This window comes from Haloferax sp. Atlit-109R, assembly GCF_003665865.1.
Classification (GTDB): domain Archaea; phylum Halobacteriota; class Halobacteria; order Halobacteriales; family Haloferacaceae; genus Haloferax; species Haloferax volcanii.
The window spans coordinates 1567964-1594290 of record NZ_QPLO01000002.1; the positions used below are offsets into that span (position 1 = coordinate 1567964).

Here is a 26327-nt window from a genome sequence, read left to right on the forward strand (position 1 = left end):
TCAGACGCCCTCGCCCAACGTCTGGAGGCGACCCATCGAACCGTACAGCGACGTGAGGCGGTCGTACTCGGCCTCGTCGTAGAACGACGCGCGGCCGCGGGTGAAGTCCTTGGCCGTCTCGACGACGAACCCGGTCGCGTCGAGCAGGTCGGTGAGGTAGTTCGCGCCGGTCCCGCAGCCGGGGACGGGCGAGACGCTCGTCGTCGCCACGCCCACGACGGGCGCGTCGGTCGCCGTCGCCGGCTGGAGGATGCTGTTGATGTGGTGCACGTCGTTGCCGTAGGGGGTGATGTCCTGCATCGTGAGCGTGAGCGTGCTCGGCGGGCGGCCGGTCGCCCGCTCTTGGATGTCGAGGAGGCTGTCGCTCACCTTCAGCACCCAGCCTTCCTTGACCGTGGGCGTGATGGCGAAGCCGCGCTCGCAGTGGACGCGGTTGCCCTTCGTGGCGTCGACGGAGACGACCGCGTCCATCTCCTCGTCCACCTCGTGTTCGTTCATAGTACGCGTATCGACCGGACTGCCCATGAAGGGCACCGGGTCGTGGGGGGAGGTCGGCGCGTCGGGACAGACGTGCGTGGCGATGCGAACGTCGCCGGCGAGCACGTCGCCGCGCTCGCGCATCTCGCCGAGGTGGAGCGCGACCGCGAGGGCGACGATTGCCCCGTCGGCGTCGGAGACCGGGCCGAGTTCGGCCGGCCGCGCGGCGACCCCGCCGAGGCGACCGACGACGCCGAGGGTCGGCGCGTCCGGGTCGCGGCCGGGGACGACCGTCTTGACGAAGTCGGTCGCTCCCTCGTCGGTCGAGATGGTCGTCACCTCGGTGTCGAGGCCGTACGTTTCGAGCGCGTCGCGTACCAGTTCGCCGTCCGCGTCGGGACGGCTGAGGATGTCGTAGGCTTGCTGAATCTTGTCGAACATGAGTGTCGTTAGTTGAATACGTGTGATTTGACCGCTTTTCCGACCGCCTGTTCCACCGGGTCGAAGAGCGCCGGGTCGGCCATCCCCGCGCCCAGAGAGAGGTTCGCCGCGGGCGCGACGACGACCGCCACGGACCGCCCCTCCGCGAGTTCCGCCGTCGAGACGGGCATCCCCGTCTCGGCGTCGAGCGTCGTGATGAGGTCCGGGAACGTCGCGAGGCGCTCGCCGTCGAGGTCGAGCGTCATGTACTCGTTCCAGAAGGTGAGTTCGCTCCCCTCGATTTCGACCTCGCCCACGTCGAAGCCGCCGGTCGTTTCGAGCGCGAACGACTCGACGGGACCGACGAGCGAAACTTCGCCGCCGAGCACGTCGGCGACGCGTTCCGCGGCGTCGCGGCCGTCGTCCGCGAACCTGACCGCGCGACCGACCGCCTCGGCCTGGTCGTAGGTGTCGAGCGCCGCGTTGGCCTCGGCGTAGCTTGCCGAGACCGGGTTGCGGGCGACGGCGACGAGGCCGCCGGCGTCTTCGGCCGCGTGTCGCACGAGCGACGCCGCCGTGCCGAGTTCCGCTTCGACGACCGTCTCCAGTCGGCTGGCGGTGCCCGGCACGCCGCCGACCGCCGCCTGCACCGACTCGGCGTCCTGCGACAGCCCGATAGAGCCCATCGGCCCGGTCGGGTGCGCCCGCCCGTTGCAGGCGGCGTCGACGAGCGGGAGGCCCGTGACGGCCGACTGGAGCAGGCCGTTGACGGTGGCGAACCCGCCCATCTCGTTCGTCATCAGCGCGCCGACGGTCGTCCCGTCGGCCGCGAGTCTGTCCACCAACAGTTCGACCGCGCGCACGTAGTCCGCGGGGTCGACGTGGCTCTCGGTCGCGGCGGGCGCGCCCACGCCGCTGACGGTCAACACCACGTCCGTCGGGTCGAGGTCCGCGACCGAGACGATAGTCGGCCGGCCGTACTCGACGGCGAGTTCACCGAACTCGATACCTTTCGAAAGCGAGCCGCCGCCCCCGCCGCCGAGGACCGCGCCGCCGACCGCGATATCTTCGACCCAGTCGGTCGTTATCGCCCGCTCGCCGTCTGTCGGCGCGGGACGTGTGTCGTCCGACTGCGGGCTCTGTGCGTCGTCTGTCGGCGCGGGCTGCGCGCCGTCCGTCTGCGTGTCGTCTGTCGTCATTGGGGTGCCTCGGGGGAGTCTCCGTCGGCGGCCGTCACGCTGAGAAAGGCGTTCGGCCGCTGTCTGTCGGCGTCGCGAAGCGTCGCGGTCCCCCGCGCCCGGAGTCGCTTCATGCCCGCCGCGAGCAGGTGATACGTCTGGTCGCGGCCCATCGATTCGAACAGCCCGTCGGATTTGGCCACCGCCGTGGCGCAGACCTCGTCGTCGCGGCACGGGCGGTCGCAGGCCGAACACGCCGGCTGGGCGGCTTTGAACGCCGCCGGGTCGGACGCGCACGACCGGAGCAGGTCGTCGGTCCACGGGCGGTTCTGCCGCGCCCGCCGGAGGGCGGCGAGGCGGTCCGTGCGCTCTGCGGTCATTCCCACTCCGCGCCCTCCTCGAACCGGTCGTCGTGGAGGAAACACCGCGCGACCTGGTCCGCCCCGCGCTCGTACAGTTCGGGCTCCTCGACCGCGCAGGCGTCGAACTCGTGGGCGCAGCGCGACCGGAACGCACAGCCGCTTGGCTTCTCCCGCGGGTCCGGCACCTCGCCGTCGAGCGTGATTCGGTCGGGTTTCGCCAGTTCGTCCTCCTCGCTGATGGTCGAGATGGCGGAGAGGAGCGCCCGGCTGTACGGGTGTTGCGGCGACCCGAACACCGAATCCACGTCGCCGACCTCCACGAGCCGTCCGAGATACATGACGCCGATTCGGTCGGCGACGTTCTTCAGGAGCGAGAGGTCGTGGGTGATGAACAGGTAGGTGATGCCGAACTCCTCCTGTATCTCTTCGAGGATGTTGATGATGCGGGCCTGCACGCTCACGTCGAGCGCGCTCGTCGGTTCGTCGAGGACGACGAACTTCGGGTTGAGCGCCACGGCGCGGGCGATGCCGACGCGCTGTTTCTGCCCGCCCGAGAGCTGGCCGGGGTAGCGGTACATGAACTCCCGGGGGAGGTCCACCATGTCCAGGAGTTCCTCGACCCGTTCGAGCCGCGCCTCGGAGTCGCCGTAGTCGTGAATCTTCAGGGGTGCCTCGATAATCGACTTGACGCGGTGGCGAGGGTTGAGGCTCGACGACGGGTCTTGGTGGACGATTTGCATGTTCCGACGGAACCGCTTGAGCTCGCCGTCGGAGAGGTCGACGACGTTCTGGCCGTCGATTTCGACCCGCCCGCTCGTCGGCTCCGTCAGGCGGAGCATCGACCGGCCGGTGGTCGTCTTGCCGGACCCCGACTCGCCGACGAGGCCGAACGTCTCGCCCTCCGCGATGGAGAAGCTCACGCCGTCGACGGCGCGGACCTCGCCCGCCTTCTTCTGGAGGATGCCCTCGAACAGCGGGAAGTGTTTCTTGAGGTTCTCGACCGTGACCATCGGGTCGTCGAGGTCGCGGTCGCGCTGTACCCCTGCGGTCGGGTCGGTCGTGTACGCTGAGTCGTTCATTGGTCCGTCCCTCCGTCGGCGGAGATATCGCCGGGCGCGTCGCCGCTCGGGGCGTCGCCACCAGCGGCCAACCACGGCGCGGTGCCGATATCGACCCGTTCTGCGGCGAGCGACTCGTGACGCTCGCGGGCCGGGAGCCCGTCGAACAGGTGACACGCGGTCGCGTGGTCGGAGCCGGTCTGTCGCGGGTACGGGTACGCCTCGTGGCAGGCCGGTTCCGCGTGGGGACAGCGGTCAGCGAACCGACAGCCGGCCGGCGGGTCCGTGTAGTCGGGCAGGTGCCCTTCGATACCGTCTCCGATGCCGGTCGAGAGCGTCGGGATGCTCTCCAACAGCCCGCGGGTGTAGGGGTGCTGCGGGTTCGCGAACAGGTCGGCGGTCGGCGCTTGCTCGACGATTTCGCCCGCGTACATCACGTTGATGCGGTCGCTGACCTCGCGGGCGACGCCGAGGTCGTGGGTGATGTAGAGGACGCTCGTGTCGCGCTCCTCGACGAGTTCGTCGAGGAGGTCGAGCACCTTCGCCTCGGTCGTCACGTCGAGGGCGGTGCCCGGTTCGTCGGCGATGAGCAGGTCCGGCTCCGACAGGAGCGCGATGGCGATGAGGACGCGCTGGCGCATCCCGCCGGAGAGTTCGACCGGGTAGCTCTCGAAGACGCGCTCGGGGGCCGAGATTTCGACCTCGCCGAGCATCTCGATGGCCCGCTTTCTGTGTTCGGCCTTCGAGCCGGTCGACAGCGCGTCGCGGACGAGCTTCGACAGCGACAGGCGCGGTCGCCCCTGCCACTTCAGCACGTCCATCATCTGCTCGCCGACCGTCAGGACGGGGTTGAGACTCGTCATCGGGTCCTGCATGATCATGCTCATCTCCTTGCCGCGCCGCGAGTGGCGCTCGGCGTCGGAGAGCGAGAGCACGTCCTCGCCCTTGTAGCGAATCTCGCCCTCGGGGATGGTCGCCGCGGGGAGCAGGCCCATGATAGATTTCACGGTGACGCTCTTGCCGCAGCCCGTCTCGCCGACGAGCGCCGCGGTCTCGCCGCGGTCGATGGTGAAATCGATGCCGTTTATCACTTCGGCCGTCCCGTCGTGGGTCTCGAAGTGGACGTGGAGGTTCTTCACCTCCAAGATGGGGTCCGCCATCTCAGTCCACCTCCACGTCGAGCACGTCGCGCAGGCCGTCGCCGATGAAGTTGAACCCGAGGACGGCGAAGGAAATCGCCAGCCCGGGGAACACGGCGATCCACCAGAAGCTCGTGACGTAGTTGCGACCCTGTGCAATCATCGCGCCCCACGTCGGCGTCGGCGGCTGCGCGCCGAGGCCGAGGAACGACAGGCCCGCGCCGACGAGGATGACGAAGCCCATGTCGAGGGTCGCCTTGACCGTGATGGGGCTGACGACGTTCGGGAGAATCTCCCTGAACGTCGTCCGCATCCACCCCGACCCGAGCGCCCGGCTCGACTCGATGAACTCGTCTTCCTTTATCGAGAGCACCTCGCCCTGCACGAGGCGGGCGTACCACGACCACCACGAGAAGGCGATGGCGACCATGACGTTGAACAGCGACGCGCCGGTCGCGGCGACCACCGCCATGGCGAGGAGCGTGGGCGGGATGGCGAGGAAGATGTCCGTCACCCGCATGATGACGGTGTTCGTCGTCCCGCCGAGGTAGCCCGCGATGAGGCCGAGCGTCACGCCGATGGAGATGGCGATAGAGAGGACGATGCCGCTCATCAGGAGCGACAGGCGCGCGCCGAACAGGACGCGGCTGAAGATGTCGCGACCGGTCGTGTCGGTGCCCATCAGATGCGTCGCGCTCGGCGGCTCGCTCGCCTGGTCGAAGTAGACGCCCGCGCCGGCGTGTTCGGGGAACGGCGCGATGTACGGCGCGAGGAGCGCCGCGGCGACGAGCGTCAGAATCATCGCCAGGCCGACGAGCGAGAGCTTGTTGCCCGCGAAGGTCCGAAAGCCGCGTTTGAGCTGTCGAAGCCGCTCTTTTCGGGCGGCGCTCTCGGTGTCGAGAAACGGGATGGAGGTCTTCGTGGACACGGCTATCCCTCCTCCAGCCGCACCCGCGGGTCGAGGTAGCCGTACAGCAGGTCGACCACGAAGTTGGCGGTCACGAAGCCGATACCGACCACGATGGTGACGCCGACGATGGCGTTGAAGTCCTGATAGAGGATGGCCTGCACGCCGTAGCGCGCCATCCCCGGCCACGCGAAGACGATTTCCACGAGAAACGCGTTCCCGAGGAGGAACCCGAACGCGAGGCCGACCACCGTGAGTGAACTCGTAAAGGCGTTTTGCAGCATGTACTTGTATTCGATGAGGGTGTTCGGAAGGCCGTAGGCCCGCGCGGCGAGGACGTAGTCCTTGCGCTGCTCGTCGATCATGTCCGAGCGGATGAGCCGCATCACCTGCGCCAGCGTGGCGAGGCCGAGCGCGACCGTCGGCAACAGGAGGTGCGTGGCCGCGTCGAGGAACGTCCCGAACTGGCCGGCGATGAGGCTGTCGACCAGATACAGCCCCGTGACCGCCGGCGGGGGAGCCACGCCGTCGCTGAGCCGCCCCGAGAGGGGCAACAGCCCGAGGCTGACGACGAAGACGATTTGGAGGACGATAGCGACCCAGAACCGCGGCATCGACACGCCGAACAGGGCGGTGATGCGCGAGAGGTGGTCCTGCCAGCGGTCCTTGTTGGTGCCGGCGACGACGCCGAACGGAATCGCCAGCAGGACGGCGCAAAACAGCGTGACGACGGTGAGTTCGAGCGTCGCGGGCAGGCGAGCGACGATATCGGAAAAGACGTTGTTGTTCGTCCGCAGCGACATCCCCCAGTCGCCCTGCACGACGCCGACGAGCCAGTCGACGTACTGCATCGGCAGGGGCTGGTCGAGCCCCATCTCGGCCCGCAGCGCCGCGACTTGCTGTTGCGTTGCTTCCGGTCCGAGCGCCAGCCGAACGGGGTCGCCCGGAATCACGCGAGATATCAGGAAGATGAGCACTGATAACCCGAAGATGACGGGGACCGAGTGGATGGCGCGCCGAACGAGGTAATCTACGTATGACATTGGTGAGTTAGGTCGACGCCCCGATTCGGGGCGTCGGAAACCGCCTGGAGACGGTTACTCCGCGCGACCCTCGCCGCTGCGAGTCATCGAGTGGACGTCCCAGTCGAACGACATCACGCCGCGGTACTGCCAGCCCTCGACGTTCTCGTTGATGCCGATGCGGTACGGCGGGTTGGCGATGTAGACGCTGGGCATCCCCTCGACGATGAGCGCCTGCGCCTCCTGGTAGCGCTCCAGACGAGTCTGGAGGTCGGAGGTCTGGCGCGCTTCTTCGAGCGTGGCCGCGATTTCGTCGGTGGAGTACCACGACTGGGAGATGTACGACCCGAACGAGGAGGGGTGGTACATCAGGTAGGTGTGGCTGTCCGGCGACGGCATCTTCGCCGTGTGGAAGATGTTCGTCATGTGGGCGGTCGACTCGGCGCTCGTCGCGCGGTCGGTGAGGCGGGCCCACTGAAGCGGGTTGATTTCGAGGTCGATGCCGAGTTCGTTCAGCCCGGCCTGGTTGAGAAGCCCCATCTGGCGCTGGAGTTCGGTGCCGGCGACGACGACGTGTTCGAGGCCGATTTCGTTGATTTCCTCGACGGAGTAGTCCGCCCGGTCGAGGAACTCCTTGGCTCTGTCGAGGTCCTGTTCCATCGGGGCGAGGTCGTCGTTGTGGCCCGCCATCTCGCGGGGGACCGGCCCGGCCGCGACGCCGCCGCCGCCGATGATGTCGTTGACGGCGCTGTCGTAGTCGAAGGCGTAGGCGATGGCCTTCCGGACGTTGATGTCGTCGGTGGGTGCCTTCTGGCAGTTCAGCGGGAAGTGGAACAGCTGCAACTGCGGCACCTCGGGGACGCGGACGTTGTCGTACGAGTCCATCTCGGCGTACGCCTGCGTGCCCATGTACTGGTCGGTCATGTCGCCTTCGCCCTGCTGCATCGTCGTTTTGATGGTGGACTCCTCGGTGATGACCGTCGAGCGGAACGTGTCGAAGCTGTCCTCGCTCCAGCCCTTCCAGTAGTCCTCGTAGGCCGACGCCTCGATGGAGTTGCCCTGCTCCCAGTTGTCGAGGACGTACGCGCCCGACCCGGCGGAGTTGCTCTGGAGGTAGGCGTTCCCGTAGTCGCCGTCCTGCTCGTTCTCCTGAACGACGGCGCTGTTGACGATGTAGAACTGGACGAACGTCGCCAGCGCCGGCCCGTACGCCTGATTGAACTCGAAGGCGACGGTCTGTTCGTCGCGGACGGTGATGTTCGAGGGGTCGAGGTAGTCGAGCCAGAACGACGAGTAGCCGCGCTGGAGTTCCAGCATCCGGGTGAGCGAGTACGCCACGTCGTCGGCGGTCAGCGGCGTGCCGTCGGAGAACGTCACGTCGTCGCGAATCGTGAACACCCAGGTCTGCCCCTCGTCTTCGGTGTCCCAACTCTCCGCGATGTGGGCGGTCGGCTGGAGCGTCTCGGCGTCGACCGTGATGAGTTCGTCGTAGAGGTTCTGCGCCGCGAGCCCCTGCGTGTAGTCGACCTGCTCTGCGGGGTCGAGCGTCCCGAACACCTGCCCGGCGATGAAGTGGAAGTCGTTGCCGCCGCTCCCACCGCTTCCGCCGTCGCTCGTCTGTTCGGTCGCGGTCGAGTCGCTCCCGGAACTCCCGTCGGTCGTCTCGGTCTGCTGTGCCCCCTGACAGCCAGCGAGGGCGACGCTCGTCGCTCCCGCGCCGATGAGCTTCAGCAGTTTTCTGCGTTCTATGTTGCCGGTTGGCATGGAGGGTTGTGGATAGCCCATTCGTATAAACCTTTCCTAGTGAGTAAACATATCGTCGATAGATTAAGTTGATTCATCTAATTATATATTCGTAATAATTGTAGAGAGGGCCGAGAACACGGGGACATAGACGAATGGGCATATCAGAAAGCGATAGATACTGATTCAGTCTATTCTCGCTCAATAGAGCACAGAGATACACAGCTAACTGTGAGATTTGTGGACAGGACTCGGCGTGCCAATCGCGAGAACGTCGCGGCGAGCGCGGTCGAGACCGGGGCGGAATCAGCGACCCCGCGGGCAGTTACTGCGGGAGAAACAGGTCGGGTTCGGGGTGTCGGAACGAACAGTGGCGACTGTTTCCGAGGTCGCTCACCGTCGTTCGAATCTCGGATTCGGTCCGGAGCGTTTCGACGAACGAAGAGTCAGTATCAGCGTCGTAAAACACGGGATAGAGGACCGCTTCCATCGTTTTCTCGGATTTCACGACGACGACGAAGATGCGAACGTTCGTGTCGCGGGCGCGGTAGACCTCGAACTGGTCGAACTCCGTATCAGCCCCCGAAACGGTCGATTCGAGCGCTTCGAGTTCGGAATCCGGAACGAGGAGCCGGAATCCGGAATCGGCGGCCGCCGCCGCGTCCGTCGTGGAAACATCCCCCGGGTGAAGGACGAGCGTCTCCCAGCCGGACTCTTCGAGCCCCGCCGAGACCTCGTCGATTTCAGTGAGGACGTCGGCCCAATCCGCGAGAGCCTTGTTCGTTCGATTGATTTTTCCGCGAACCATGTCGTCACCCTCCGTGAACGCGGAGTAAAAGTGTTTGGGGGCCGAAACGCGCGTTCTCTCGACGGCCTGCGATTTCAGTCGTCCGCCGGTCCGAATCGAATAAACGATTCGTTCACCTATTGCATCCAATTCGGAGATTTCGAAGAAACATTCATATATATGAAGCTAAGCGGTATAACCGTGAGACTAGCAATGCCCGATTCGCAGGAGTGGATGGAGGACCCGCGCGTTGTCGAGCTTCTCGAAGACCGGATGGACAAAAAGGACGTTCTCATCTTCCGCGAGCTAAACAAAGACGGGCGAATCTCGGACACGGAGCTAGCCGACCGCGTCGGGCTCTCGCGGACGGCCGCGCGGCGGCGGCGCAAGATGCTCCAAGAAGACGGCATTCTCGAAATCTTCGCGCTGTTGGTCTTTCGGGCGGCCAACTACCCCTACGCGGAAGTCCACATCTCCTACGATAACCACGCCACGAACGACGAAATCACGGCGTTCATCGAACGACTCCTCGACGAGGGGCTGGTGTACGAGGTCGCCGAATGTATCGGTGAGTACGACCTGCTGATTCGCGTCTGGCAGTCTTCTTTGAGCAGCATCAACAGCTACGTCCGCGAACTCCTCCAAGACAGCGACGTTGCCGACAGCTACACCGTCGTCCCCATCACCGACTCGTACAAGATGTTCCACCGGACGTTCTACCGGCCGGGCGAAGAGGCACCCGACGCGTCGTGACCGAGTCGCGGGACACCGCGTTCGAGAATTGGGTGTAATCCGAACGGAGTTCGGCCGGAGTTCGGTCGGTGTTGTCCCGAAATTCGGACAAGCGCTATGTCACCGTTAGCTCATGCAATAGACGGGGAACAGAACTCCCCGCCCTGTGACGGACCCCGTCGCCGGCGCGCCGCGTCCGCCGAGCACTGCCCCCTCGGTCGCTCGGCCGGTCGTCGGCCGCCGCGTTCCCCGTCTCCCCTACCGGCCCGGACCTCCGCACCGCCTCGGACCCGGTTGCCCTGCCACACCGGGCCGGAATCCCACCAATATTCTTTTGCGCCGCCGCCAGTCAAGCGCCTCGCAACTCAGTCGGCGGGCTCGACGTACCACGAGGTGCTGCGGGCGTACCCCCACCGCGAGATGTGGAGACCCTCCGCCTCACGCTGGAGCAACTCGACGAGCGACCCGATTTCCTTCGAAGACAGTCCGACCTCGTCGGTGATGTGTCTGCTCTTGAAGTAGAACGCGCCCTCCGAGGCGCGCGCCGAGAGGTACTGTTCGAGTCGGTCCCGCTTGGAGGGGGCACTATCGGAACTCATAGTTCGGGGTGCGGGCCGTGAGGTGAAATTCGGTTTCCGAACTTACGGCCAATTCGGGACCAGATGAGGCACAACTCTCACCGACTTTGCGCTGCGAGGGCGCCTGCGACGGGAGACGGGTTCAGGCGTCTTCGTCTCCGAGTTCGGTCTGCTCTGCGATGTCGTCCAAGAGGTCGAGATTGTCGTCCATCGCCGGCGTCAGAAAGAACAGCTTACCGTACTCCTCGCCGCTGGTGGTGAGAACCTCGTTTTCCGTGAGCATCTCCAGGTGGTGCTGGACGGTCTTGTAGTTCAGGTCGAGTTCGTTCGAGAGCTGGTTCGTGTTCATCGGACGCTCGTGCAGCGCGCGGATGATTCTGAGGCGGTTTCTCCCGCCGCGAGTCCCGCCGACGAGCCACCACAGCAGCTGCCTCATCTGCGTTCCCGCCTTGCTCCGCCGGTGTTCGTGACGTGCATCTGTCGTCGTCTGCTGGAGCGCCTGCGTTCTCGTGGCGTGGTTCGTCATGTCCGTGCGACCGGCGCGGTCGTCCCGCGGCCGACCATCGAGGGCGTGTTCGTCCCGCAGTTCGTCGAGTGCGTCATCTATCGAAGCTACTCTCGGAGCGGCGGATAATGGTTCCCCGAACTCGACGCAGAGTTGCCCCCGAGAGAGGCACAAATTAGACCCAAATTCGGGGGTGACAGCGAGCGTCACGACCGCCGTCGAACGGGAGACACCGACAGAGACCGCGCCACGGGAACGAACCGCCGGGAGGCGAGACGGTTCGCAGAACGGAGCCGGACGCGGCGGCGGGCGACGCGACTCGCCGCTCCGCGGACCGCCCGAACCAATACGTTTTAGGCCTACCTAAACAATGTGTCGAGCAAGCGACGAACGGACCGCGGGACGGCGACGGCCCGCGAACCAACGCACTGAGACATCATGGTCGGCACGACACTCACCCAGATTCGGACCCACATCGAATCGCTCGCGAGCGACGACGGGACGTACGAGCTCGTCTGCGGACGGACCGGAGAGCGACCCGTTCCGGTCGACGGCCTCCGGTTCGAGGACCGCGAGACCGCCGAGGCCGCCGCACGCGCGGCGAGGAAGTATCGCTCCGCACTCCGGCGGTACGACCCGAACGTCCCGTACTACGATCTCATCGTCTCGGAGCACGACAGCCACTCCGGCTTCGGCGGCGCGACCGCGACCGCGGAGGGCTGGGCGACCGCCGGGGCGACGCCCGGGCTCCCCGAGCCACCCTGCGACCTCGGAACCGACGCGGGCGGCCGAACGGAGTGCGCGGCCGACGGAGACCGCTCCGAACGGGTCGAGTTCTGTCACCGGGTCGCGGCGGCGGTGTTCGAGGCGCTCGTGGACGCCGACCACCGGGCGGTCGAGACCGCGGTGATGGACGCGTACTTCGACCTCGCGGAGACGATGTCCAGCGCGGACGACCTCTGTCTGCGCCTGTTGGAGAGCATGGCGACCGCGCTCCACGTCCACCTCGCGTCGGCCGAACAGGCGGACGTGCTGGAGCGCGCCGCCTCGAACCTCGCGTCGCGGCCCGACGCGACGAAGACGCTGGCGGCGACGCTGGCGGAGATGGAACGGCTCGACCTCGTCGAATCGTACACCTGTTCTGCGTGGCGGTCCGGCCCGGACGCGACGACGAGGGCCGCGGAACTGACCCTCGAAGGCTACGCGCTCTCGGCGCGCGAGGGGCGGCTTCCGGTGCTCCCGGTCGTCCTCGAACTCTACCGGCGGACGTCGTCGTGGAGGCCCGTCTCCCTGCACGTCACGTCAACCGAGGGCGGCTGGCACGCGACGCTGTCGGTGTCCTCCGCGTCGAGCGCGGTCGGGCTGGCGAGCGTCCCCATCCACGAACACGCCGCCGACTGACTCGTTTTTCTCTCCTCACCTCTCCTCTCGTCTCACGCCGCCGCGACGGGGGGCCGGGGGGTGGTCAGTGCGCCTCAGGCCCGGACGCCGCGGAGGAACCCGGTTGCGACGCCGCCGCAGCCGAGCGAGACGAGGAGTTCGAACGTCCGCACGACGAGCACCGCCGCGGTCGCCCCCGCGGCCGGCGCGCCCGTCGTGAGGCTGAGCGCGCCCGCGAGGAGCACGTCGTAGGCGCCGAGACTCCCGGGAACGGGGACGACGCTCGCCGCCTGCGGGAGCGGGATGACGGCGACGATGGGGATGAGCGCCACCGTCGTGCCGGTGCCGGCGAGCGCGACCCAGAGCGCGAGCGACGTGAGCAGTTGCTCGAAGACGCCGCTGAGCGCGATGACGCCGAGGAGTTCCGGCGCGTCTCGAAACTGGACGACGCGCTCCCAGAAGCGTTCGACCGCGTCGACGACGGCGTCGCGGCCGAGCGGGGTTCGGCGGGTGACGCCCGTGACGACGCGAACGACCGGCGTCAGAGCCGCGACGACGACCATCGACAGCGCGCCCCGCGCCCAGACGAGCGCCGCGCCGACGACCACCAGCGCGGCGACCGCGCCAGCGAGCGTCACGAGGACGAACCGGGACGCCGGCGCGTCGAGAAAGAGGACGCCGACGAGCGCGACCGACAGGAAAAGCTGCGCCGCGGATTTGACGTACTTGGCGACGCCGCGGACGCCGAGGGCCTCGCTGTAACTCGTCTCGGTCGCGACGCCGAAGAACTGCGCCATGATAGGCTCCGAACTCACCGGCCCGGCGGGGCTGAGCACGTCGAAGAAGTCGCCGGCGAACGCGAACTGGACGCTCGCCCGCGCCGAGAGCCCGCCTCGGAGGGGCCGCACCGACGCCCAGACGCCGAGGCCGTCGACGGTCGCCTCGGCGAGCATCAGAACGCAGACGGCGGCGACGGCCCACGGGGCGACGGCCGCGACGCGCGAGCCGACTTCCTCCGGGCCGACGTACCAGAGGTACGCCGCGAGCGCTCCGATGCCGAGTCCCGCGCCGACGACGAACCGAACCCCGCGTCTCACACCCGAAGCAAGCGAGGCCCGCTACAAAACCGCCGCGGCTCGCGGCCGCGCTCGGTCGTCCCCGTCACACGCCGATTCGAGGACTAAACCACGACGAGACGGCCGGTGGCCGTGGATTTATGCTCGCGAGTTCCTACTAGCCCCGATGTGGACTCCCCGTTCGAGACGCTCGGCATCGACCCGGACGCAGACGAGGACGAACTCGTCGACGCGTACCGTCGGCGGGTGAAGTCGGCCCACCCGGACCACGGCGGGTCGGCGGAGGAATTTCAGGCGGTTCGGACGGCGTACGAGGCGATTCGGGGCGGCTACGAACCCGGCGACGAACTCGAACCCGTCGACACGGACGGCCGCCGACCGACCGACGAGGAGGCGACCCGAAATGGACAGCACGACGCCGATGCCGCTCGGAACGGCCACGCCGGAAGCGGGGCCGAAACCGGCGGCGAGGGCGCTGGCGGCGACGCCGGCTCGGAGCCAGAACCCGAACGGCGTGGGGCGCGAGTCGAATTCCTCGATTACGACGTGGTCACCGAGCGCGGCTGGTCGCTCACCGACGACGACCTCTTCGAGAAAGCCGCCGAAAGCGGCCTCGACGGCGACGCCTACGGCGAGGTGTTCGTCGAGCCGCGGACCAACCTCCTGAAGGCCGCCGAGGACGCCGGCCACAGTTGGCCGTTCGCCTGCCGCGGCGGGGCGTGTGCGAACTGCGCGGTGGCGGTCGTCGCAGGCGAGGTGAAGATGCCCTCGAACCACATCCTCTCCGAGGAGATGCTGGACCAAGGCGTCCGGCTGTCGTGTATCAGCCTCCCGGTGACCGACGACCTGCAAGTCGTCTACAACATCGAACACCTCCCCGGCCTCGACGAGCTTCGGCTTCCCCCGCAGCACGCCCGGAAGATGAGTACGGGGCGGTGACGCGAACCCCCGATGGGATGCCTCGATGACGACTTTTATGCGCGTCCTCCGCCGACCCCCGCTATGGCAATCGAGTCGGGAGACCGCGTCGCGCTCGCGTACGTCGGACGCTTCGAAGACGGGACCGTCTTCAACACCTCGCGGTACGAGGTGGCGGTCGAACACGGCCTGTTCGAGGCCCAAGAGAAGGACCGCGACGACTACGCCCCCCAGACGTTCGTCGTCGGCGCGGGCCAGATTATTCCGGGGCTGGACGAGGCCGTCGTCGGGATGTCGGCCGGCGAGGAAGCGACCGTGACCGTCCCGCCGGAAGACGCCTACGGCGAGTTCGACCCCGACCGAATCCGAACCTACGACGCCGAGACGTTCGAGGGGATGGTCGGTGAGACGCCCGAGGTCGGCCTGCACGTCCACGCCGAAAACGGGCTTCACGGCGACGTGACCGCCGTCCGCGACGACGAGGTCGAAGTCGACTTCAACCACGAACTCGCGGGGAAGACGCTCGTCTTCGACATCGAAATCGTCGCCGTCCAGTAGGCGCACCGGGCGGTCGGGGTAGTCGTGACGAGGCGATAGAACTGAACGGAACTGAACTGAGCGGCGAGAAAGAGCGTCGAACCGTTACAGCGAGCGCTTCGGGACGATTTCCGGGTCGGGCGAGTAGTTGACCGCGGCCTCGACGCGGAACACGTCGGCGAGGAGTTCCTCGGTGACGACCTCGCGCGGCGGCCCCCAGTCGTACAGTTCACCGTCCTGCATGGCGACGAGGTAGTCCGCGAACCGCGCGGCCTGCGCGATGTCGTGGAGGACGACCGCGACCGTCACGTCGCGTTCCTCGTTGAGTTGGCGGACCGTCTCCAGCACGCGGAGCTGATGGTGTAAGTCGAGGTACGTCGTCGGCTCGTCGAGGAGGAGCACGTCGGTGTCCTGTGCGAGCACCATCGCAATCCACGCGAGTTGGCTCTGGCCGCCCGAGAGGTTGCCAATCTGCTTGTCGCGGATGTGCTCGACGCCCGCGAGGTCGATGGCGCGCTCGACCGCCTCGTGGTCGTCGTCGCTGACCTGCTCGAAGAAGCTCCGGTGGGGGTACCGGCCATGGTAGACGAGGTCCTCGACGGTGAGCGACGTGGGCGAGTCGTGCTGTTGGGAGAGCATCCCCAACTCGCGGGCGAACGCCTTGTCGTCGTACTCGCTGATGGATTTCCCGTCGAGGTAGACGCTGCCGCTGTCGGGCGAGAGCTGTTTGGCGAGCGACTTCAGAAGCGTGCTCTTGCCGGAGCCGTTCGGCCCGACGAGCGCCGTGATTTCGCCGCGCGGGATGTCGATGCGGTCGCACTCGACGACCGGCTCCTCGCTCGTCGGATACGAGAGTTCGAGGGCGTCGCCGGCGAGCGCGCTCTCGCGGTCGGAGTCGCTTTCGACGCGCTCGTTTCCGCTCGTATTCGCGTCTGTTTCGCCGTGTTGTGCCATCTGTTTGGGGTTCTCTGGTTGCTGGTTCGACATCACACTTCACCGATGTTCTGCTGTTTGCGCATGAGGTAGAGGAAGTACGGCCCGCCGACGAGGCCCGTGACGACGCCGACCGGGAGCTGAATCGGGTTGAGCGCGAGGCGCGCGCCCACGTCGGCGGCGACCATCAGCGCCGGGCCGGCGAACAGACAGCCGACGACGAGGCGCTTGTAGTCGCTGCCGACCACGTTCCGCACGAGGTGCGGGACGACGAGGCCGACGAAGCCGACGATGCCGGCGACGGCGATGCTCGCCGCGGCCGCGAGGACCGCGACGCCCGAGAGGGCGAATCTGACCTTCTCGATGGACATCCCGAGCGAGCGGGCGGTCTGCTCGCCCAGAAGCAGGACGTTGAGCTGGCGGGAGCTTCCGAGCGCGAGGCCGACGGCGATGATGGACCACGGGAGGGCCATGCGGACCTGCTCCCAGTCGGTGCCGGTGAGCGACCCGGTCGTCCACGCGATAGCGGACTGGACGACGCCGATATCGTCGACGAAGAAGAACAGCCCCGTCTGGAGGCTCTGGAAGACGGTGCCGACGATGACGCCCGCGAGGACGAGCCTGACCGGCGAGGTGCCGTTCTTCCACGCGATGAGGTAGACGAGGACGAACGCGAACATCCCGCCGAGCGCCGCCAGAAGCGGGAGGTACGCCGCGAGCCCCGAGAAGACGACGAGCGTGAGGAGAATGAGCAGCCCGGCCCCCGACGAGACGCCGAGGATGAACGGACTCGCCAGTTCGTTCCGGGTGACCGCCTGGAAAATCGCGCCGGAAATCGCGAGGTTCGCGCCGACGAGGATGGCGACGAACACCCGCGGGAGCCGGATGTTCCAGACGATGAGCGTCCGGCGACCGAGTTCGGGAAGTTCGCCGCCGAGGAGGAACACCTGCCAGACCTGCGGGTCGAAGATGACCGCCGGGTCGAAGACGGCGCGCCACGCCTCGCCGATGGTCATCGAGAACGCGCCGAAGCTGACCTGCACGAGGCCGCCGGCCACGACGACGACGAGGCTGGCGAGGCAAAGCGACACGAGCGAGCCGTCAATCCACCCGAACAGCCGGGTCAGCACCGACCCGGAAGACTGTTCGGTCGGCGTCGTCCCGCTCACTGCTCGACACCTCCGAGTTCGCGCCCGTCGAGGTAGTCAGCGAGCGCCTCGTCGGGAAGCGCGTCGAGGACGCGCTCGGTGCCGATGGTCTCGACGAGTCGCCGGATGCCGCGGGGCTCCGCGGCCTCGACCTCGTGGTCGGTCCGGCGGGTGTCGAACGCCCGGTCGATGTAGGACTCGCGGAGTTCCGCGAGGCGCTCGTCGTCGAGGTCGGCGTCGTCCGGGACCTCGCCGTCGAACCACTCGCGCCAGCGGTCGCGGTCGCCCCACTCGCCGTGGAACTCGGTGTCGGCGCGGAGCCAGTCGTAGTGGGCCGCGAGGTCGCCGGGGAAGCCGCGCTCGCGCCGGCGGTCCTCGATGAGACACCGGGCGACGTGACCGCCCTGTCCGGCGGCGATGCCGACCTGCGCGTTCCGGTCGCCCGAGGGCGCGGCGACGTACAGTCCGTCGACGGGAGTCCGCCCGTCGTCGTCGGCGTAGTCGGAATCGAACTGCTCGTGGACCTCGCCGTGGTGGTCGTGCTCCTCGAACATCGCGTCGTCGTCGTCGAGGCCGCGGAGGTAGTCGCCGTCGTACCACGCGGCGGCGACGACGTGGTCGGCCTCGACCCGGCGACCCTCCTGCGTGCGGACGACGAAGCGCCGAGCGTCGGCGTCGAACGCGCCCGACTCGCCCTCGCTCGCGGCCGCGACTTCACTCTCGTCGCCCGGTCGCTCGACCGAGACGACCATGTCGGCGACGTAGTCCGCGCCGACCTCGGCGAGGTGTTCGTGCATGAGCGCGGTGAACGTGTCCACGCCGATGCCGGCGGGGAAGCCGAGGTAGTTTTCGAGGTACGCACACCGACGCAAGGCGGCGTTCCCCCGGTCGAACACGACGGTGTCGAGGCCGTACCGCGCGGTGAAGACGGCCGCGGCGCATCCCGAGGGACCGCCGCCGACGACGACCACGTCCGCCGAGTCGAGTTCAGTGCCTTGGTCGGTCACGGCGCAGACCGCCCCCGTGAGAACAACCCGCGAGCGACGTGGTCGAAGTCGGCTCCGTCTTCGTTCATACGTTTTAGGCGTCCCTAATACAATAAACCACTTTCGGATTTTAGGGACTCCTAAATCCACCGACACGCGAAAACCGGTTCGAAGAGGCCTGAGACGCGGGAATCTTCGGAAACACTGTCCGAGAGAAACGGTAGCCGAGCGCGGCCGGAACGCCCCCTCAGCCGAGGAGGTACCGGAGCTTCGGTCGCTGGCGGACGAACTCCGTCTCTTCGAGGTACGCGTCGAGGCCGAGGATGCGGCCCGTCGCGAGCGCGCCGACCACGAGGAACATCACGAGCCCCAGCAGGTCGCCGTTGACGAGGCCGTGGCCCCACTCGGCGTTGCCGAGGTAGAAGAACGTCATGAGGAACGCGCCCCCGGCGGCGGCGAGGCGGACCGCGGCCCCGACGACGAGCCCGAGGCCGATGAGCGTCTCGCCCAACGGGACCATGAGGTTCGTGAATTCGAGCAGCACCGGCGTCTGGCCGACCCACGCGAGGAACGCGTGGACAGGGCCGGGCGCGCCCGCGGTGCCGTTGACGAGCCAGCCGGCCGCGTTAAACGGCTCGGCGCCGAGGTACTTCGTCACCCCCGCGTGGAGGAACCAGTACCCCGTGACGAGGCGGGCGAACACGAGCACGTAGCCGGTGACGCCCTCGGCGTAGTCGAACTCCATCCGGTTCCCCAGCATCTCGATTTCGCCGGTTGCGACCATCGTCTGTCACCTCACATGTGAAGCGTGGACCGCCGGGACGTTATAAATCCGGACCGGTTTTCGAATCCTCGGAAACTGGGAATCGGCGGCCGCCCTCAAGGGTCGCGCTCGCGCCGTTCCCGTATGGGAGAGACGGACGTTGACCGGCCGAACGGCGCGAGTGGTTCCGACGGCTTCTGGGACGCGAGTCGGTGCGTCGGGACGCCGCAGTGTCCCCCTCGGTGCCCGCGGTTCGTCAGCAAAGACGGTCGTGGCCTCGTCGTCCGCCCGTACGACGACGCCGACCGAGACGCCCTCGCTGAGATGTACCGCGACTACGACCCCGACGCCCGGTCGATGGGGCTGCCGCCGACGGACGAGGCGCACATCACCGAGTGGCTCTCGAACCTCGTCGACCGCGGCCGCAACTTCGTCGCCGTCGCCGACCGAGGTATCGTCGGCCACGCCGTGTACGTGGCGAGCGACGACCCGGAGCCGGAGCTCGCGGTGTTCGTCCATCAGGACAGCCACGACCGCGGCATCGGGACCGAACTGTGTCGCCACGTCGTCGCGGACGCCGCCGACGCCGGGCGCGAGGCGCTCGTCCTCCACGTCGCTCCCGATAATCAGCGGGCCGTCCACGTCTACCGCGAACTCGGGTTCGAGACGGTCAACTCGGACGGCGCGGACACGAAGATGCGTCTCGACCTGACGCCGCCGGTCCCGCCGGCCGCACGGCCGACGACCGGCACCGAAAGCCGAGGGTGACCGGACTCCCGGCGAACCTCACTCGGGCGCGATGACGACGCCGTCCTCGTCGGCGTGGTCCATCGACACCTCGTGTCGCGTGTGTCGGGCGTGCGTGCGGGCCCACCGGCGGGCGCTGGCCTCGGAGAGGAACTGTTCGCCGTCGGGACACTGTCGACAGCTGACGACCCACGGCGAAACGTCGTCCGGGAAGTGTCCGGTGTGGCGGCGGTGGTCGAGCGCGAACTGCTCGACCGACTGGTTTCCCAGTTGTAGCTCGTCGAGTTCGTAGGAGAGGTCCCACTCCTCGCCGCACCGCGAACACGAGACGGTGGGCGTGTCGTCTATCGGGTCCGTCGGGGAGTGCGTGCGAAAGTCGTCGTCGCTCGGTGGAGACACAGGCGGGGTTAGAACCGCGGCCTCTTGTAACCGTCTGCACCCGAAGCGAGGGACAACGGACTGATATGTTTCGGAACCGACGCGGACGGGGGTCGCCGTCCGAGGCGCTCAGTCCGCGTTCGTCTCCCAGTCTCTGACCAGCGCGACGGCGAAGACGGTTAGCAGGGCGGCGATACCGGCGTTCCGCGCGAAGTCGCCGGTGTCGCCGGCGGCGAGTCGAACGACGCCGAGCGCGAGGAGGAGTCCGATGACGAGCGCGAACAGGACAGTCGCCCACGACCGCGCGTGCATGGTCGAGCAGTAGCGGGTCGCCGGCTAAAACGGTTCAGGTCGGCGCGTCGAACCGACGCGTCGGTCGCGCCGTCCGGTCGTTCGGGTCTTCCGCTCGCGCGGACCGGCCCAACTCGTCCGAGTTCAGGCGCTCGCGTCGTAGCCCGCGTCTTCGACGGCCGCGACGAGGGCGTCGGTGTCGGCGTCGCCCTCGACGGTCGCGCGCTCCGCCTCGCGGTCGGCGGTCGCGTCTTCGACGCCATCGACGCCGGCGAGGGCGTCGGCGACGCGCTGTTCGCAGTGTTCGCAAGTCATTCCGGTGACGGTGAGCGTAGTCGACATACGGTTCGACGTAGGGGCTTCTCGATTTAGTGGATTGTCCTTTCGGGAGTTCGATTACCGCTCCGATCCGACTTTCGAATCGAAAGCCGAGCGCGAGGAACACCTATGACATCGTGGTCCCTATCGGGATGCATGCGCGCGCTCGACGAAACCGACCTCCACATCCTCGAACTCCTCGCCGAAGACGCCCGTCGCCCGTTCAGCGACATCTCCGCCGAAGTCGGTCTCTCCGCGCCGGCGGTCTCCGACCGCATCGACCGCCTCCGCGAGGAGGGCATCATCCGCCGCTTCACCGTCGACCTCGACCAGTCGACGCTGTCGGGCGGGACGCCCGTCCTCGTCAGACTCTCCGTCCGCCCGGAGTTCGTCGACGAGGTCCGCGACGCCCTCCGCGCGGCCGACCCGGTCCAACACCTGTTCGTCGCAGCGGACGGGGAGGTGACCACCCACGCCCGACTCGACGGGGGGTCCGTCCGCGCCCAGTTAGACGAACTGGTCGACCTCTCGCGGGTCCGCGACTACGAGGTGAGCCTCGTGGAGTCCGCCGAGTGGACGCCGACGGTCAACGGAACCGGTTTCGCCCTCGAATGCGCCGAGTGCGGCAACACGGTGACCAGCGAGGGCGAGAGCGCCCGCATCGGCGGGTCGCTCTACCACTTCTGCTGTTCGTCCTGTCTCGGCCGGTTCGAAAACCGATACGACCGCCTCGAAGCCGGCGCGAACGACGACTGACCGGGCGGGCGGCGGTCGGGTGACGCTGGCGGCGACTGAGTGTCGGAATCGGCGCTTTCGAATCCAAAGTTCCGCCCCGCTCTGACGTTCGGTTCTGAAGGGGAAATCGAGGTAAGCGAGGGGCACGTACGTCTAGGTGAGATGAGTAGCCGAACGGCCCACTTAGACATCCGCGGAATGAGTTGCGCGAACTGCTCGCGCACCGTCGGCGAGGCGTTGGAGGCGCTCGACGGCGTGACGAGCGCCAGCGTCAACTTCGCCACCGACGAGGGGTCGGTGGAGTACGACCCCGAGGAAGTATCGCTCCGCGAGCTATACGACGCCATCGAGGACGCCGGCTACGAGGCGCTCTCGGAGACCCGAACCATCGGCATCACCGGGATGAGCTGTGCGAACTGCGCCGACGCCAACCAAAAGTCGCTGGAGTCGGTCCCGGGCGTCGTCGCCGCCGAGGTCAACTTCGCCACCGACGAGGCGCACGTCACCTACAACCCCGCCGACGCGAGCCTCGACGACATGTACCGGGCGGTCGAAGACGCCGGCTACACGCCCATCCGCGAGGACGACGACGACGAGGAATCCGCCGAGGACGCCCGCGACACCGCCCGAAACGAGGAGATTCGCCGGCAGAAGCGCCTGACGCTGTTCGGCGCGGCGCTGTCGCTCCCGCTCCTCGCGATGCTCGCGGTCGAACTGTTCGGCGGCGGCCTTCCCGAGACGATTCCCGGCACGGGCGTCCCCGTCGGCTGGGTCGGCTTCGCGTTCGCCACGCCGGTGCAGGTCTTCCTCGGCCGCGAGTTCTACGAGAACTCCTACACGGCGCTCGTGCGGAACCGCACCGCCAACATGGACGTGCTCATCGCCATGGGGTCGTCCACCGCGTACGTCTACTCCGTCGCCGTCCTCGTGGGACTGCTCGCCGGCAGTCTCTACTTCGACACCGCCGCGCTCATCTTGGTGTTCATCACGCTCGGGAACTACCTCGAAGCGCGCTCGAAGGGACAGGCCTCCGAGGCGCTCCGGACGCTCCTCGAACTCGAAGCCGACACCGCGACGCTCGTCGACGACGACGGGACCGAACGCGAAGTCCCCCTCGACGAGGTCGAAGTCGGCGACCGCATGAAGGTCCGCCCCGGCGAGAAGATTCCGACCGACGGCGTCGTCGTCGACGGCGACTCCGCGGTCGACGAATCCATGGTCACGGGCGAGTCCGTCCCCGTCTCGAAGGCCGACGGCGACGAGGTCGTCGGTTCGACGGTGAACCAAAACGGCGTCCTCGTGGTCGAAGCGACCAAGGTCGGCTCCGAGACCGCAATCCAGCAGATAGTCTCGCTCGTCAAGGAGGCCCAAGGCCGCCAGCCCGAGATTCAGAACCTCGCGGACCGCATCTCGGCGTACTTCGTTCCCGCGGTCATCGCCAACGCCCTCCTGTGGGGCGTCGTCTGGTTCCTCTTCCCCGAGGCGCTCGCGGGCTTCATCCGGTCGCTCCCGCTGTGGGGGCTCGTCGCTGGCGGCCCCGTCGCCGCCGGCGGCGCGGTCTCGACGTTCGAGTTCGCCGTCGTCGTTTTCGCGTCGGCCGTGCTCATCGCCTGCCCCTGCGCGCTCGGCCTCGCGACCCCGGCCGCGACGATGGTCGGGACGGCAATCGGCGCGCAAAACGGCGTCCTGTTCAAGGGCGGCGACGTGCTCGAACGCGTCAAAGACGTGGAGACCGTCGTCTTCGACAAGACCGGCACGCTCACCAAAGGCGAGATGACGCTGACCGACGTGGTCGCCGTCGGCCCCGCCGCCGACGGCTCCGGCGTCGTCACCGCCGACGACGAGACGCTCGACGAAGACGCCGTGCTCCGGTACGCCGCCTCGGCCGAGCGCAACAGCGAACACCCGCTTGCCCGCGCCATCGTCGCCGGCGCGGCAGACCGCGGCCTCGACCTCGCGGAGCCGGACGACTTCGAGAACGTCCCCGGCCACGGGATTCGCGCGACCGTCGACGGGAAACCCGTCCTCGTCGGCAACCGCAAACTCCTCTCGGACGCGGGCGTCGACCCCGCGCCGGCCGAGGACGCGCTCCGCGACCTCGAAGGAGAGGGCAAGACCGCGATGCTCGTCGCGGTCGACGGCGACCTCGCGGGCGTCGTCGCCGACGCGGACGAAATCAAGGAGTCGGCCGCCGAGGCCGTCGCCGCGCTCCGCGGCCGCGGCGCGACCGTCCACATGATTACCGGCGACAACGAGCGCACCGCCCGCGCCGTCGCCGAGCAGGTCGGCATCGACCCCGACAACGTCAGCGCCGGCGTCCTCCCCGAGGACAAGGCCGACGCCGTCGAGTCCCTGCAAGCCGACGGCACGAGAGTCATGATGGTCGGTGACGGCGTCAACGACGCGCCCGCGCTCGCCGCCGCGTACGTCGGCACGGCGCTCGGCTCCGGCACCGACGTGGCTATCGAGGCCGCCGACGTGACGCTCATGCGCGACGACCCGCTCGACGTGGTGAAAGCCATCCGCATCTCCGCGGGGACGCTCGCCAAAATCAAGCAGAACCTGTTCTGGGCGCTCGGCTACAACACCGCGATGATTCCGCTCGCGTCGCTCGGCCTCCTCCAGCCGGTGTTCGCCGCGGGCGCGATGGCGCTGTCGTCGGTGTCCGTCCTCACGAACAGCCTCCTGTTCCGGAGCTACACGCCGGACCACGACTACCGCTTCCTCGACTTCCTGCGGCGGTAGGACAGGGCTCGTTCGACGCGTGCGAGTCCCAACACCGTCCGCCTCGCCCCACAGTTCCGAACCGTTCCGCCGCCTCATTCCGTGCCGCCGGTTCGCCGTCTGGCTTTTCCCCTCGCGCACCGAGTCTCTCGGATGATGAGTCGTCGACCCCTCGCGTGGACGGCGTCGTGGCTCCCGCTGGCCGTCGGCGCGTTCCTCGCCCTCGTCGGTGTCGGAACGCTCGTGGGAGCCCCGTGGCGCTACGCCGCCAGCGAGTCGGTTGTCGTCGTCGCGGCGTTCCAGATACTCGGGTCGCTGTCGGCTATCGCCGTCGGACTCGGAGTCGCGTGGCTCGAAGCGAGCGGGGCGCGCGAAAAACGGTGACGGACGTGGCGTTCAGTACCGCGACGGGAGGAACGCCATCCCGGTGAGGAGAACCACCGTGGTGAACGAGACGATAGTGACGCCCCAGAGGCCGTTTTCGGTCTCGTGGAAGCGGTCGATTTCTGACAGCTGCGTCTGGTAGCTGTCGTAGTTCTGCGTCAGGACGAGCGTCTCGCCGTCCGGGAAGTACGCGAGGTACTGCTGGTCCGAAATCGTCACGTTCGCCTCGTTGTCGACGGCGACCGTGTTCTCCTCGGGGGCGAACCACTCGATGGTCACGCCGGAGGTCTCGACGGCGGCGACGGTGACAGACTGGTTGTTGTAGTCGAAGGAGTCACCCTCGGCGACGGTGCGCGTCTCGTTGGCCGGGAAGTACTCGTCGACCGAGACGAGCGTCGAGTCGTTGACGACGACGTAGCGCTCGCCGTTACGGGTGACGGTCTCGTTGTCGGCGTTCGAGTCCGCCTGGAGGATTGCAGTCTCGTTGTACAGTTCGACCAGCGTCGCCTCGCTGGGGTCCGAGACGTTGGCGATTTCGACACGGTAGTCCGTGCCGTCGAGCGTGACGGTGCTCTCGTTGTCCCACGTCTCCGTGTACCGGGCCGAATCGTTCACGTACGTGAGTTCACCGGAGCGGACCAGCGTGGTCCCACCACCGTGGCCGCCCGACTCCTCCTCTTCGGTTATCGACGACACTGTGTACGTCTGGTCGCTACCGGGGACGGAGAACTCGTCTCCCTGTGCCAGCGAGTACTCTGGGTTCTCGAAACTGACCGACGGCGTCGATGCAGTCGCGATGAGCGAGTATGCACCGGCACCGATGACCAGGAAGAACACGACGGAGATGACCGCGGCGCGTCGTTGCATGGTTTCGGCATGGGCCACGCGGCGTATAACGATTACTTTTCCTCGGAGCGTGTCACCGCGTCGCGCGACCGTCGGCGGCGACTCTCACCCTCAATACAGTGGGCCGGCGGGCACTCGCGGTCGCGGATTGACGCGACTTTTTGAATCTGTCGGCCGAACGGGCGTGTCACGAGTTACGGACCAGCCGTCCGGCGACGCCGAACCGGGCGGAGGCCGTGACGCGCGAGGAGACTACGCGATAGAGCGGTGGGAGCTCGCCTCCGGTTCGACTTCCTTGACGCGCTCGACGGCGCGTGTTCCGACACCGTGACCTGACCGCCGCGCCCCTCGTCTTCGATGGCTGCCTACACCACGCCGCTGACGGGCCGACGGTTCTCCCCGTTTCGCGCCGCCCGCGACGCTGGACGTGCTCAAGAGATGTTCGACGACCCGCGAACGAGCGGCGACACGGTGATGAGCAGAAGGGACTCACGAAGATGACTCTCAGAGACGTGTGCAGTCGGAAAAACCGACGGCGGACGCTCGTATCTCACGACGGCAGCCGAGTCCGTACCGACGGCGGTGCTCGAAGGTCGATGTCACCGACAGCGCGCCGGGTCACTCCGCGGAGTCGAGAACGCAACCGAGGCGCTCGCCTAACTCCGGCGCGCTACTACGTGTGTTTCGTCCGTCGAACCAAGGGTTCGAGCGGGGAAAACGCCACTCGACGCCCTTGAGGTCGTACGCGAACTGGGCGACGATGACGCGGTCGACGCCCTCGAAACACGACTCGTGCGATAGCATCGCCACTCACTGATTCGATGCCGGGACGCGTCGCTCCGGGGCGTAACGTCCGAAAGGAAAAGCCAAGGGCCGGATTTGAACCGGCGGGGGTTCCGCTCTGCAGGCGGATGCGTTGGGCCGAACTCTGCCACCTTGGCGCAGTTACTGGTATCCCGGTCTTGTGCTTAAGCCTGACGGTGTGCGACCTGAGTCGGGCGTTTTCGAGACTCTGCCCGACGCAGTCGCTCTGTGTATGCGTGTGCGAGCGGCCGTGCGTGCCGCTCTGCATAAAATGAACAAAGCCCACTGGACACCGCGTCCAGTAGGCTTTGTGAAGTATGAATGGGGGCGGCGAACTGGATTTCCCAGAGGATCGCTCACTCCAGTACTGACCAGAACGCAGGTGAGCTTAACTTCCGTGTTCGGGATGGGTACGGGTGGAACCTCACCGCTCTGGCCGCCTTAATGCCGA

General features: G+C 67.4%; 29 protein-coding genes, 1 tRNA gene and 1 rRNA gene. 8 read left to right on the forward strand and 23 right to left on the reverse strand.

Annotated elements, in window-relative coordinates:
• The 9 genes from DVK03_RS16170 to DVK03_RS16210 form a co-directional block, all read right to left on the reverse strand.
• Positions 1-918, reverse strand: a complete 918-nt coding sequence (locus DVK03_RS16170; RefSeq protein ID WP_115803997.1) for a DUF1177 domain-containing protein — start codon at positions 916-918, stop codon at positions 1-3.
• 8 nt (positions 919-926) lie between these two features.
• Positions 927-2096 (reverse strand): DUF917 family protein, encoded by a 1170-nt coding sequence (locus tag DVK03_RS16175; protein WP_004063089.1) that lies wholly within the window; start codon positions 2094-2096, stop codon positions 927-929.
• Positions 2093-2455 (reverse strand): hypothetical protein, encoded by a 363-nt coding sequence (locus DVK03_RS16180; RefSeq protein ID WP_004063090.1) that lies wholly within the window; start codon positions 2453-2455, stop codon positions 2093-2095. Before DVK03_RS16180 ends, DVK03_RS16175 begins: the two co-directional genes overlap by 4 nt.
• On the reverse strand, positions 2452-3516 hold the full coding sequence (locus tag DVK03_RS16185; RefSeq protein ID WP_004063091.1) for an ABC transporter ATP-binding protein: 1065 nt from the start codon (positions 3514-3516) through the stop codon (positions 2452-2454). Before DVK03_RS16185 ends, DVK03_RS16180 begins: the two co-directional genes overlap by 4 nt.
• Complete coding sequence (locus tag DVK03_RS16190; RefSeq protein ID WP_115803996.1) at positions 3513-4655, reverse strand: ABC transporter ATP-binding protein; 1143 nt, start codon at positions 4653-4655, stop codon at positions 3513-3515. Before DVK03_RS16190 ends, DVK03_RS16185 begins: the two co-directional genes overlap by 4 nt.
• A gap of 1 nt (position 4656) precedes the next feature.
• A complete protein-coding gene (locus tag DVK03_RS16195; RefSeq protein WP_115803995.1) occupies positions 4657-5562 on the reverse strand; it encodes an ABC transporter permease in 906 nt (301 codons plus the stop codon).
• 2 nt (positions 5563-5564) lie between these two features.
• Positions 5565-6584, reverse strand: coding sequence for an ABC transporter permease (locus DVK03_RS16200; RefSeq protein ID WP_004063094.1), 1020 nt, complete (start codon positions 6582-6584; stop codon positions 5565-5567).
• A gap of 54 nt (positions 6585-6638) precedes the next feature.
• On the reverse strand, positions 6639-8327 hold the full coding sequence (locus tag DVK03_RS16205; protein ID WP_115803994.1) for an ABC transporter substrate-binding protein: 1689 nt from the start codon (positions 8325-8327) through the stop codon (positions 6639-6641).
• A gap of 304 nt (positions 8328-8631) precedes the next feature.
• Positions 8632-9114 carry a hypothetical protein gene (locus tag DVK03_RS16210; protein ID WP_049916532.1) on the reverse strand — a complete coding sequence of 161 codons (483 nt, stop codon included), beginning with the start codon at positions 9112-9114 and terminating at the stop codon, positions 8632-8634.
• Between the two features lie 192 nt (positions 9115-9306).
• Between DVK03_RS16210 and DVK03_RS16215 the strand changes: the two genes are divergently transcribed.
• On the forward strand, positions 9307-9846 hold the full coding sequence (locus DVK03_RS16215; RefSeq protein ID WP_008577827.1) for an Lrp/AsnC family transcriptional regulator: 540 nt from the start codon (positions 9307-9309) through the stop codon (positions 9844-9846).
• A gap of 344 nt (positions 9847-10190) precedes the next feature.
• Here the strand turns inward: DVK03_RS16215 and DVK03_RS16220 are convergent, their stop codons facing one another.
• Positions 10191-10424 (reverse strand): hypothetical protein, encoded by a 234-nt coding sequence (locus tag DVK03_RS16220; RefSeq protein ID WP_004063098.1) that lies wholly within the window; start codon positions 10422-10424, stop codon positions 10191-10193.
• Positions 10425-10545: 121 nt separating this feature from the next.
• Entirely contained in the window at positions 10546-10839 is a 294-nt protein-coding gene (locus DVK03_RS16225; protein WP_013035243.1) for a winged helix-turn-helix domain-containing protein, read from the reverse strand.
• A 507-nt stretch (positions 10840-11346) separates the two neighbouring features.
• On the opposite strand from DVK03_RS16225, the gene DVK03_RS16230 reads away from it, so the two are divergent.
• Positions 11347-12309, forward strand: a complete 963-nt coding sequence (locus tag DVK03_RS16230; RefSeq protein WP_115803992.1) for a hypothetical protein — start codon at positions 11347-11349, stop codon at positions 12307-12309.
• Between the two features lie 74 nt (positions 12310-12383).
• Here DVK03_RS16230 and DVK03_RS16235 read toward each other — a convergent pair whose 3' ends face one another.
• Complete coding sequence (locus DVK03_RS16235) at positions 12384-13385, reverse strand: lysylphosphatidylglycerol synthase domain-containing protein (RefSeq protein ID WP_115803991.1); 1002 nt, start codon at positions 13383-13385, stop codon at positions 12384-12386.
• 147 nt (positions 13386-13532) lie between these two features.
• Here DVK03_RS16235 and fer point away from each other — a divergent pair, with 147 nt between their 5' ends.
• Together fer and DVK03_RS16245 are read left to right on the forward strand one after the other, a co-directional pair.
• A complete protein-coding gene (gene fer / locus DVK03_RS16240; protein WP_004063102.1) occupies positions 13533-14303 on the forward strand; it encodes a ferredoxin Fer in 771 nt (256 codons plus the stop codon).
• Between the two features lie 63 nt (positions 14304-14366).
• Positions 14367-14840, forward strand: coding sequence for a peptidylprolyl isomerase (locus DVK03_RS16245; protein ID WP_004041644.1), 474 nt, complete (start codon positions 14367-14369; stop codon positions 14838-14840).
• Between the two features lie 84 nt (positions 14841-14924).
• Here the strand turns inward: DVK03_RS16245 and DVK03_RS16250 are convergent, their stop codons facing one another.
• The 4 genes from DVK03_RS16250 to DVK03_RS16265 form a co-directional block, all read right to left on the reverse strand.
• Entirely contained in the window at positions 14925-15806 is an 882-nt protein-coding gene (locus tag DVK03_RS16250) for an ABC transporter ATP-binding protein (protein WP_004041643.1), read from the reverse strand.
• Positions 15806-16921: an iron ABC transporter permease gene (locus DVK03_RS16255; RefSeq protein ID WP_004063103.1), complete on the reverse strand. Its 1116-nt coding sequence runs from the start codon at positions 16919-16921 to the stop codon at positions 15806-15808. Before DVK03_RS16255 ends, DVK03_RS16250 begins: the two co-directional genes overlap by 1 nt.
• A complete protein-coding gene (locus DVK03_RS16260; protein WP_115803990.1) occupies positions 16918-17907 on the reverse strand; it encodes an FAD-dependent oxidoreductase in 990 nt (329 codons plus the stop codon). Before DVK03_RS16260 ends, DVK03_RS16255 begins: the two co-directional genes overlap by 4 nt.
• A gap of 226 nt (positions 17908-18133) precedes the next feature.
• Positions 18134-18670 (reverse strand): DoxX family membrane protein, encoded by a 537-nt coding sequence (locus DVK03_RS16265; RefSeq protein WP_115803989.1) that lies wholly within the window; start codon positions 18668-18670, stop codon positions 18134-18136.
• Positions 18671-18793: 123 nt separating this feature from the next.
• Between DVK03_RS16265 and DVK03_RS16270 the strand changes: the two genes are divergently transcribed.
• Positions 18794-19417 carry a GNAT family N-acetyltransferase gene (locus tag DVK03_RS16270; protein ID WP_115803988.1) on the forward strand — a complete coding sequence of 208 codons (624 nt, stop codon included), beginning with the start codon at positions 18794-18796 and terminating at the stop codon, positions 19415-19417.
• Between the two features lie 18 nt (positions 19418-19435).
• On the opposite strand, the gene DVK03_RS16275 is transcribed toward DVK03_RS16270, so the two are convergent.
• From DVK03_RS16275 to DVK03_RS16285, 3 genes are all read right to left on the reverse strand, one after another.
• Entirely contained in the window at positions 19436-19795 is a 360-nt protein-coding gene (locus DVK03_RS16275) for a hypothetical protein (protein WP_004041638.1), read from the reverse strand.
• A 108-nt stretch (positions 19796-19903) separates the two neighbouring features.
• Positions 19904-20086: a hypothetical protein gene (locus tag DVK03_RS16280; RefSeq protein WP_004041637.1), complete on the reverse strand. Its 183-nt coding sequence runs from the start codon at positions 20084-20086 to the stop codon at positions 19904-19906.
• A 123-nt stretch (positions 20087-20209) separates the two neighbouring features.
• Complete coding sequence (locus DVK03_RS16285) at positions 20210-20407, reverse strand: heavy-metal-associated domain-containing protein (protein WP_004063107.1); 198 nt, start codon at positions 20405-20407, stop codon at positions 20210-20212.
• Between the two features lie 132 nt (positions 20408-20539).
• Between DVK03_RS16285 and DVK03_RS16290 the strand changes: the two genes are divergently transcribed.
• From DVK03_RS16290 to DVK03_RS16300, 3 genes are all read left to right on the forward strand, one after another.
• Positions 20540-21139, forward strand: a complete 600-nt coding sequence (locus DVK03_RS16290; RefSeq protein ID WP_115803987.1) for an AsnC family transcriptional regulator — start codon at positions 20540-20542, stop codon at positions 21137-21139.
• A gap of 141 nt (positions 21140-21280) precedes the next feature.
• A complete protein-coding gene (locus tag DVK03_RS16295) occupies positions 21281-23863 on the forward strand; it encodes a heavy metal translocating P-type ATPase (RefSeq protein WP_115803986.1) in 2583 nt (860 codons plus the stop codon).
• Positions 23864-23995: 132 nt separating this feature from the next.
• A complete protein-coding gene (locus DVK03_RS16300; RefSeq protein ID WP_004063110.1) occupies positions 23996-24226 on the forward strand; it encodes a hypothetical protein in 231 nt (76 codons plus the stop codon).
• A gap of 12 nt (positions 24227-24238) precedes the next feature.
• Here DVK03_RS16300 and DVK03_RS16305 read toward each other — a convergent pair whose 3' ends face one another.
• The 4 genes from DVK03_RS16305 to rrf form a co-directional block, all read right to left on the reverse strand.
• On the reverse strand, positions 24239-25093 hold the full coding sequence (locus DVK03_RS16305) for a hypothetical protein (RefSeq protein ID WP_004063111.1): 855 nt from the start codon (positions 25091-25093) through the stop codon (positions 24239-24241).
• A 597-nt stretch (positions 25094-25690) separates the two neighbouring features.
• Positions 25691-25876 (reverse strand): hypothetical protein, encoded by a 186-nt coding sequence (locus DVK03_RS16310; protein ID WP_004041631.1) that lies wholly within the window; start codon positions 25874-25876, stop codon positions 25691-25693.
• Between the two features lie 60 nt (positions 25877-25936).
• Positions 25937-26013, reverse strand: a tRNA-Cys gene (locus DVK03_RS16315).
• Positions 26014-26198: 185 nt separating this feature from the next.
• Positions 26199-26320: ribosomal RNA gene (rrf, locus tag DVK03_RS16320) — 5S ribosomal RNA — on the reverse strand.
• Positions 26321-26327: the final 7 nt, after the last annotated feature.